A 7,687-nucleotide genomic window follows, 5' to 3' on the forward strand; every position below is an offset into this window, starting at 1 on the left:
CACCCGATGATCACCGCCCCGGCCCGCTCGGGGCGGTGATCATCGGGTGAACACAGGGAGTCATGAAGGGGGTCCGGGGCAGTGGTGTCGGAATGTTTCCGGACGATTAAATAACCGCTGATTTTCGGCCAATTGACGACTTCTCAGGGGCCCGTGCCGCCCAGTTCCAGGGCTCCGCCGTTCGAATTCCGTGACTTCACGCCACTGCTTCAACACGAAATGTTACCGAAACCTGTGGGGTCGATGTGTGTTTCCGGCAGGGACTCGGCAGAGTGGCGCTCGCCGCTCCGACGTCCTACCGGAAACGGAGCCGGCACCCGTCTAGTTCGAGCGGAAGGATGCACACCATGCGGAACACCGCGCGCTGGGCAGCGGCCCTCGGCCTCACGGCCGTCGCCGTCTGCGGACCCCTGACCGGGGCCGCCGTCGCCGCCCCGGACGCCGCCCCGGCCTCGCTCTACGCCCCCTCGGCGCTGGTGCTGACCATCGGCCACGGCGGCGAAGCGGCCACCGCGACTCCCGAACGCGCCGTCACACTCAGCTGCGCCCCGACCTCCTCCGGCACCCACCCGGCCGCCCCCGCGGCCTGCGCGGAACTGCGCGGTGTCGGCGGTGACTTCGCCGCCCTCAAGGCGCGCGACGACGTCTGGTGCAACAAGCTCTACGACCCCGTCGTCGTCACCGCCCAGGGTGTGTGGCAGGGCCAGCGGGTCAGCTACGAGCGCACGTTCGGCAACTCCTGTGAGCGGGATGCCGTCGGCGGCAGCCTCTTCGCGTTCTAGCGAGGGCTGCACAAGGACCGGGATCGCAGGGTCTCCGTGCACACCGGATCAGGACCGTGACTGGGGAGTGCGGACCTCTCGGAACGGGGAACCCGCGATCTCGCGCCGGACCGCCGGGCGAAGTGGGGTCGCCCGCCGGTTTGCCGGCACACAGAGCCGCTCCCCGGACAGGCCCGTGGGGGGCCTACCGGGGAGCGGCGAAAAACGAACGGTGCTCAGGCCTTGCGCCGATGGCTCGTGTCGCACCAGGGGTAGCGGCGACTGCGCCGACAGGTGCACAGAGCGACACGGAAGCGGTCCGAGGACACCGTCGTACCGTCTTCCAGTTCCACCTCCACCGGACCTTCCACCAGCAGCGGCCCCCGCCGCCGCACGGTGATCCGGCGGGCTCGATCAGCGGGTTCGTTCGGCACGGATCACCACCAGCTCTTCCGTTCTCTCGTGCGGGGCGAGCAGTCCCCGGCGGCGCAGCCACTCCTCCCGGGAGCGCAGCACGGGGCCCAGCGCGAGCCGGCGCCGCCGCACCACCGCGGCCTTCAGGCTCGCGCAGCGCAGCAGTTCCAGGGTGCGCCCGGGATCGCTGAGCGCCGACTGCACGATCAGTACGACGCCCCGGGACGTCAGCAGTGCGGGCGCCTCCCGGCAGATCCGGTCCAGCAGCAGCCGCCCGTCATGGCCCGCGTCCCAGGCCCGGGACCGGCCGCGCGGGCCGCGCCCGCCGTGCGGGGCGGGGACGTAGGGCGGGTTCGCGAGGATCAGGTCGTACGACCGTCCGCGCGCCGGTGCGAAGAGGTCGCCGCGCCGGATCCGTACCGGCAGCCGGAACAGCAGGGCGTTCAGCCGGGCCGTCCACACCGCACGCCGGGACACGTCCACCGCGGTCACCTCGGCACCCCGCCGGGCCGCCGCGAGTGCCAGCGCCCCGCTCCCGGTGCCCACGTCGAGCACCCGCGCCCCGCCGGGCACCGCCTCCTCGCGCAGGGCCTCGGCCAGCAGCGCGGTGTCGTCCTGGGGGGCGTAGACGCCCGGTATCAGCAAAGCGATCACGTGACGCGAGTACCCGGACATGGCAGAAATATGGGTTATGTCGCGCTCGGCTGTTGCAGCGCGTCCGGCTGGGCGAGGGGGACGCGCAGCGAGGACCGGCCCGCGCGCCAGTCGGCGAGCAGCCGCCGGGCGAGCCGGTCCTCCAGATACTCGGTCGCGTCGATGCCGAAGGCGATGTCCTGGGCCAACTCCGGTTCCTCTTCCAGCAGTCCGCCGATCACCTCGTGCCGGACCACCTGCTCGTGCACCGCGTCCGCCTCCACGTGCTCGTCGTAGAAGAACTGCGCGGCCGCTCCCGCGCCGGTGCGGCGCAGCGCCTCGGCGAGCCGCCGGGAGCCGGGGGAGGAGGTGATCTCCACGTCCGCGAAGTGGCCGACCAGCGCGCCCCGCAGTGCGCGGTGCAGGCCGAACAGCGACATCAGGTTGACGACGGCCAGCATCTCGGCGGGCGCCGCGTCCAGATGGCGGCCGTACGCGGTGTCCAGGCCCAGGTCCCGCATCAGGTCGGCGAACAGGCGTGCGTGCACCCGCTCGGCCCGGCCGCCGCCGAACTCGTCGTACTCCACCGCCGCCATCGCCGCCTTCGCCCGGCCCCACAGCCGGGGCAGCACCCAGGCGTGCGGGTCGGCCTCCTTCAGGTGGTACAGGGAGCGTTGCGCCGCGTACTCGCGCAGCTGCCACAACTCGCCCTCGGCGCACAGGAAATGTGTGACGCCGGTGCCCTCGGCCGGTTCCACCAGGAGGGCGCCGAGCGCGTCGTCCAGGCTCGCGTGCCCCGGGGTGCCGGCGCGCAGCGCGGCCAGGAAGCGGTGCTCAAGCGCGGCCCGCAGACGCAGCAGGTCGGGGTCCCACTCGGCCTCGTCGGGCACACCCGCGAAGCCGCGGTAGTGCAGCTCGTAGCAGAGGTACAGGGCGAGCTGCGGGTCGTCCCCGTAGGGGTCCCCGGAGTCGGTGGGGCGGGGGAGCGGTCCGGTGCCGCGCAGGTATTCGAGGAGCGCGGCGGACAGCGGGCCCCGTGCGGGCGGCAGCTCGGGTCCTCGTGGGTTCATGGCGGCCGGGTACCCGGATCCGGGCAGGTCAGTGGCGCCGCCTGGGTGCCGTCCGGTCGCCGGCCGCCTGTTCCTGGGCCCGCGTGTTCGGGGAGATGGCATCCCCGGCCTCGCCTTCGTCGTGGCGCTTCTCGCCGCGCAGCTCGGCCTGCTCGGCCTCGTGCAGCACCTCCTCCAGCGCCGTCTCGGGCCGCTTGCCGTGGTCGTTCCCGCCGGACATGGCGTCTCCTTCCCGTAGGGGGCATCCCTGTAGGTGTCTTCTGATCTGCATCCGATTACCCGGTACGGCCCGGCCCACGCGCGGGCTCCGGGCGCGGGCCGGACGCGGGCCCCGGCGTGCGCCCCGCGCCGTCCCCGGGACATGGGCGAGGGGCCACCGTCTCCCTGCGGACGGCGGCCCCTCGGCTCGGGTGGCCTCTCGGCTCGGGTGGTCCCTCGGCTCGGGCGGCCCCTCGGCCCGGTGGCCTCTGGGCTCGGGTGGCCTCCTGGCCGGATGGCCCTCGGCGGCTCCGCCGGACCAGGTGGCCTCGCCTGTGGCCGGGTGGCCTCACATATGGACGACCGTCGCCGCGCCCGCGTCCTGCCGCGGCACCCCGCGCCGGTAGAGCAGGAAGGCCAGCACCGTACCCGCGGCGAAGAAGCCCGCCGACCACCAGAAGGCGGTGGTGTAGCTCTCGATCGTGGCCTGCGCCTGGACCAGTTTGCTGGTGGCGTCACGACCGGCCACGTAGTGCGTGGCGGCGCTGGTCGCGAGGGTGTTCAGCAGGGCCGTACCGACCGAACCGCCCACCTGCTGCATGGCGTTGACGCTCGCGGAGGCCACGCCCGCGTCCTCGGCGGCGACCCCACCGGTGGCCAGCTGCATCGCGGGCGGCATCACGAGACCGAGGCCGAAGCCCGTCACGATCAGCTGCGGCAGCACGGCGGCGCTGTAGTGCGAGCCGAGGCCGATGCCGGTCAGCCAGGCCATGCCCGCCATCGCGATGGCGAAGCCCAGCGGGATGACCGTCTTCGGGCCGAGCCGCGGCACCAGGAGCGTGGTGCCCAGCTGCGCCGCCACCATCAGCGCGCCGACCATCGGCAGGAACGCCACACCGGTCCTGGTGGGGCTGAAGCCGAGGTTGAGCTGGAGGTAGTAGGTGAGGAAGAGGAACACGCCGAACATGCCGGCGCCGGTGATCAGCACGGCGAGGAAGGAGGCGGACCGGTCGCGGTCCAGCAGGATCCGCAGCGGCAGCAACGGGTGCGCGGCGCGGGTCTGCCACCAGGCGAACGCGGCGAGCAGCAGGGCGCCGGCGAGCAGGAAGCCCCAGGTCAGCGGGGAGTGCCAGTGGTGGCTCTCGGCGTTGGAGAAGCCGTAGACCACGGAGAAGAGTCCGGCGGCGACCAGGACTGTGCCCGGCACGTCCAGCTTGGCGTGGCTCGCGTCGCGGTGGTTGCCGAGCAGGATCCAGCCGCCCGCGAAGGCGATGACCGCGATGGCCACGTTCACGTACAGCGTCCAGCGCCAGTCAAGGGCGTCGGTGAGCAGCCCGCCGAGCAGCAGGCCGACCGCGCCGCCGGCGCCGGCGATCGCGCCGTAGACGCTGAACGCGCGGGCCCGCTCGCGGGCGTCGGTGAACGTGGTGTTGAGCAGGGAGAGCGCGGCCGGTGCGAGCAGCGCGCCGAAGGCGCCCTGGAGGGCGCGGGCGGTGACCAGCATGGTGAAGCCGTTCGCGGCGCCGCCCAGCGCGGAGGCCCCGGCGAAGCCGACGACACCGACGAGGAAGGCGGGCTTGCGGCCGAACAGGTCGGCGATGCGGCCGCCGAGCAGCAGCAGCGAGGCGAAGGCCAGCGCGTAGGCGGTGACGATCCACTGCCGGTTGCCGTCGGAGAAGCCGAGGTCGCGCTGGGCGGAGGGCAGGGCGATGTTCACGATCGTGGCATCGAGGACCACCATCAGCTGGGCGACGGCGATCACCGCGAGGATCCACCAGCGCCGGGGCGAGGCGTCGTGCGGCGCCGCCCCGGTCCCCGCTCGGGGATCGTCGGTCAGGGTCTTCTGGGACATGGGGAACCACTCCAGGGAAGTCGTTCACGCGCGAGTCATACGGCGTACATAAACGAAACGGTTTCGTACGCGTCGAGGCTAGACCAGCTTGAGCGAAACGGCAACGTTTCGCTCTCGCGCCCGGAAGAGCGCACCGTGCGGCGACGCCACGGGCCCGCCGGGGCCCCCGTCCGCGCCGCTTCCACGTGCGCGGAGTATCCGGATGTGGCGCCCTGGATACACCGCGAGGTTCGGCCCAGGAGCTCGCGGATCCCGCACGCCGTCGCGATGAGGTCGCCACCATGTCCCACGCCCCGTCCCCCGCAGGATGGTCGAACCGCGCTCGGCCGGTGACGAAGTCCGGCCCGGCGGCGGATCCCGGCGCCCGGCCCGCCGATCAGCGGGCACCCCGCTCCACGGCCCTGGTGACCGGCGCCTCCTCCGGCATCGGCGCGGCCGTGGCCCGCCGGCTGGCCGCCGACGGCGACTGGCGGCTGGTGCTCAACGGCCGCGACCTCACCCGTCTGGAGCAGGTGGCCGCCGGGATGTCGGCGCTGACCGTCGCCGCCGACCTCAGCCGGCCCGGCGCCGACCGCCGGGTGACCGAGGCCGCCCTCGACCATCTGGGGCGCGTGGACCTGCTCGTGGCGGGTGCCGGTGTCGGCTGGGCCGGCGATTTCACCGGCATGCCCCGCGCCCGCATCGACGAACTGGTCGGCACCGATCTGCTGGCCACCCTGCACCTCGTCCGGGAACTGCTGCCCCACATGGTCGCGGCCGGCTCCGGGCGGATCGTGCTGCTCGGCTCCGTCGCGGGCAGTGTGGGCGTGCGCGGCGAGGCGGTGTACTCCGCGGTCAAGGCGGCCGTGGCCGCCTTCGCCGACGCGCTGCGCTACGAACTGCGCGGCACCGGCGTCGGCGTCACCCATGTGGTCCCCGGCGTGGTCGACACTCCCTTCTTCGACCGGCGCGGCGCCCCCTACCGGCGCACCTGGCCCCGCCCGGTGCCGCCCGAGCGGGTCGCGGACGCCGTGCTCACCGCCGTACGCCGCGGCACCGACGAGGTGTACGTGCCCGGCTGGCTGCGGCTGCCCGCCCGGGTGCGCGGCGCCGCGCCGGGGCTCTACCGGCGGCTCGCCGCCCACTTCGGGTGAGTGCCCGTGCTCGCCCTCCCGGTCGGTCTCGCCCTGTGCTCGGCCCTGGCGAACGCCGCCTCCTCGGTGCTGCAACGCCGGGCCGCCGCGGTGGACACCCCGGCGGAACCCGGCGGCCCCGGCACGCTGCTGCGGGGGCTGCGGCGACTGCTGCGGCGCCCGGACTGGCTGGCCGGCGTCGCCCTGCTGATGCTGTCCGCCGTCATGCAGGGCTGGGCACTGGCCGTGGGCAGCCTCTCGCTGGTCCAGCCGCTGCTCGCCACCGAGCTGCTGTTCACGCTGATCGTGGGCGGCCTCGTCTTCCGGCGCCGCCCGGGCGGCCGCACCTGGCTGGCGTTCGTCGCGCTCGCCGTCGGACTGGCCGTCTTCCTGCTCTCGGCCGCGCCACGCCCGGGCCGCGACGACGCCACCTCCCGGGCCTGGCTCATGGCGGGCGGGGTGGCCTGCGCCGTCATCCTGCTGCTGGTGCTGGCCGCCCGTACGGTACGGGGGCCCGCCCGCGCGGCGCTGCTGGGCCTCGCCTCCGCCGTGTCCTTCGCGACCACCGCCGCACTGCTCAAGGAGAGCGTGGGACGGCTGCGGCTGGGGCCGGGCGTGATGTTCTCCCACTGGTCGCCGTACGCCACCGCCGCCGTCGGGCTGGTCGCCTTCCTGCTGCTCCAGAGCGCGCTCGGCGCCGGATCGCTGGCCGCCTCCCAGCCCGCGCTCACCCTGGGCGACGCGCTCACCAGCGTGGCGCTCGGCTGGGCGCTGTTCGAGGAGTCCGTGCAGCTCGGGCTGCGGATGATCCCCGAGGCCATCGGCATCGTGCTGATCGGCGCGGGCAGCATCGGACTGGCCAACACGCTCTCCGCCGGGCGGGGCTGGGACGCACCCGCCGAACCGGACGGCAGTGAGGTCCGGACCCGCCGTGAGTGAACCCTGGCGGGCACCTCGGCCGTCGGCGCGCGCCCTGGGTACGGCCGCCGCGCTGCTGCCGCTCGGGCTGGTGGGCGCCCATGTCGGCCCGGCCGCCACCTGGCTGCCCGCCGTACGGCTGCCGCTGTTCCCCCGGCTCGCGGGCACCGGAGCGCCCCACCATGTCGCCCTGACCTTCGACGACGGCCCCGACCCGGTCGCCACACCGCGCTTCCTGGACGCGCTGGACGGGCTCGGTGTGCGCGCCACCTTCTTCGTGCTCGGCGAACACGCGGTGCGCCATCCCGCGCTGGTCGCGGAGACCGCACGGCGCGGGCACGAGATCGCGGTGCACGGCTGGCGCCACGACCGGCCCTGGCACCCCGCCCTCGCCCGCGAACGCGAGGGCGTCGCCCGCACCGCCCGCGCCGTCCACGACCTCACCGGCCGCCGCCCCCGCTGGTACCGGCCGCCCTACGGCATCCTCACCTCCCCCCGCTGGCTGGCCGCCCGGCGTGCCGGGCTGCGACCGGTCCTGTGGTCCGCCTGGGGCAAGGACTGGCGCGCGGACGCCACCGCGCGGTCGGTGCACGCCCTGGTCACCGCGCAGCTGCGGGGCGGCGGCACGATCCTGCTGCACGACTCGGACCGGCAGTCCGCGCCCGGCTGCTGGCGATCGGCCCTCGACGCCCTGCCGGGCATCGTCGGGGACTGCCGGTCCGAGTCGTG

At 74.3% G+C, this 7,687-nt stretch carries 9 protein-coding genes; 4 read left to right on the forward strand and 5 right to left on the reverse strand.

The window, feature by feature from the left end:
- The first annotated feature begins 347 nt into the window (after positions 1-347).
- Positions 348-782, forward strand: coding sequence for a subtilase-type protease inhibitor (locus CCN72_RS33635; RefSeq protein WP_085568909.1), 435 nt, complete (start codon positions 348-350; stop codon positions 780-782).
- 215 nt (positions 783-997) lie between these two features.
- On the opposite strand, the gene CCN72_RS33640 is transcribed toward CCN72_RS33635, so the two are convergent.
- The 5 genes from CCN72_RS33640 to CCN72_RS33660 form a co-directional block, all read right to left on the reverse strand.
- Complete coding sequence (locus tag CCN72_RS33640) at positions 998-1,195, reverse strand: CDGSH iron-sulfur domain-containing protein (RefSeq protein ID WP_085568099.1); 198 nt, start codon at positions 1,193-1,195, stop codon at positions 998-1,000.
- Positions 1,176-1,850 carry a HemK2/MTQ2 family protein methyltransferase gene (locus CCN72_RS33645; RefSeq protein WP_086812056.1) on the reverse strand — a complete coding sequence of 225 codons (675 nt, stop codon included), beginning with the start codon at positions 1,848-1,850 and terminating at the stop codon, positions 1,176-1,178. Before CCN72_RS33645 ends, CCN72_RS33640 begins: the two co-directional genes overlap by 20 nt.
- 14 nt (positions 1,851-1,864) lie before the next feature.
- A complete protein-coding gene (locus CCN72_RS33650) occupies positions 1,865-2,878 on the reverse strand; it encodes an iron-containing redox enzyme family protein (protein WP_086812058.1) in 1,014 nt (337 codons plus the stop codon).
- Between the two features lie 28 nt (positions 2,879-2,906).
- On the reverse strand, positions 2,907-3,098 hold the full coding sequence (locus tag CCN72_RS33655; RefSeq protein ID WP_086812060.1) for a hypothetical protein: 192 nt from the start codon (positions 3,096-3,098) through the stop codon (positions 2,907-2,909).
- A gap of 327 nt (positions 3,099-3,425) precedes the next feature.
- Positions 3,426-4,928, reverse strand: a complete 1,503-nt coding sequence (locus CCN72_RS33660) for an MFS transporter (RefSeq protein ID WP_086812062.1) — start codon at positions 4,926-4,928, stop codon at positions 3,426-3,428.
- 281 nt (positions 4,929-5,209) lie between these two features.
- Here CCN72_RS33660 and CCN72_RS33665 point away from each other — a divergent pair, with 281 nt between their 5' ends.
- The 3 genes from CCN72_RS33665 to CCN72_RS33675 all read left to right on the forward strand — a co-directional run.
- Positions 5,210-6,061, forward strand: a complete 852-nt coding sequence (locus CCN72_RS33665; RefSeq protein ID WP_086812063.1) for an SDR family NAD(P)-dependent oxidoreductase — start codon at positions 5,210-5,212, stop codon at positions 6,059-6,061.
- A gap of 6 nt (positions 6,062-6,067) precedes the next feature.
- Complete coding sequence (locus CCN72_RS33670) at positions 6,068-6,979, forward strand: DMT family transporter (RefSeq protein WP_086812065.1); 912 nt, start codon at positions 6,068-6,070, stop codon at positions 6,977-6,979.
- A partial coding sequence (locus CCN72_RS33675; protein ID WP_086812067.1) for a polysaccharide deacetylase family protein occupies positions 6,972-7,687 on the forward strand: 716 nt, incomplete at its 3' end. The genes CCN72_RS33670 and CCN72_RS33675, both read left to right, overlap by 8 nt.

The organism is Streptomyces murinus (assembly GCF_002154555.1).
Taxonomy (GTDB): domain Bacteria; phylum Actinomycetota; class Actinomycetes; order Streptomycetales; family Streptomycetaceae; genus Streptomyces; species Streptomyces murinus.

Excerpts from the sequence above, each read along its gene's own strand:
- CCN72_RS33635 (WP_085568909.1), top strand. The coding sequence starts at position 348 with ATGCGGAACACCGCGCGCTGGGCAGCGGCCCTCGGCCTCACGGCCGTC.
- CCN72_RS33645 (WP_086812056.1), bottom strand. The coding sequence starts at position 1,850 with ATGTCCGGGTACTCGCGTCACGTGATCGCTTTGCTGATACCGGGCGTC.
- CCN72_RS33650 (WP_086812058.1), bottom strand. The coding sequence starts at position 2,878 with ATGAACCCACGAGGACCCGAGCTGCCGCCCGCACGGGGCCCGCTGTCC.
- CCN72_RS33655 (WP_086812060.1), bottom strand. The coding sequence starts at position 3,098 with ATGTCCGGCGGGAACGACCACGGCAAGCGGCCCGAGACGGCGCTGGAG.
- CCN72_RS33660 (WP_086812062.1), bottom strand. The coding sequence starts at position 4,928 with ATGTCCCAGAAGACCCTGACCGACGATCCCCGAGCGGGGACCGGGGCG.
- CCN72_RS33665 (WP_086812063.1), top strand. The coding sequence starts at position 5,210 with ATGTCCCACGCCCCGTCCCCCGCAGGATGGTCGAACCGCGCTCGGCCG.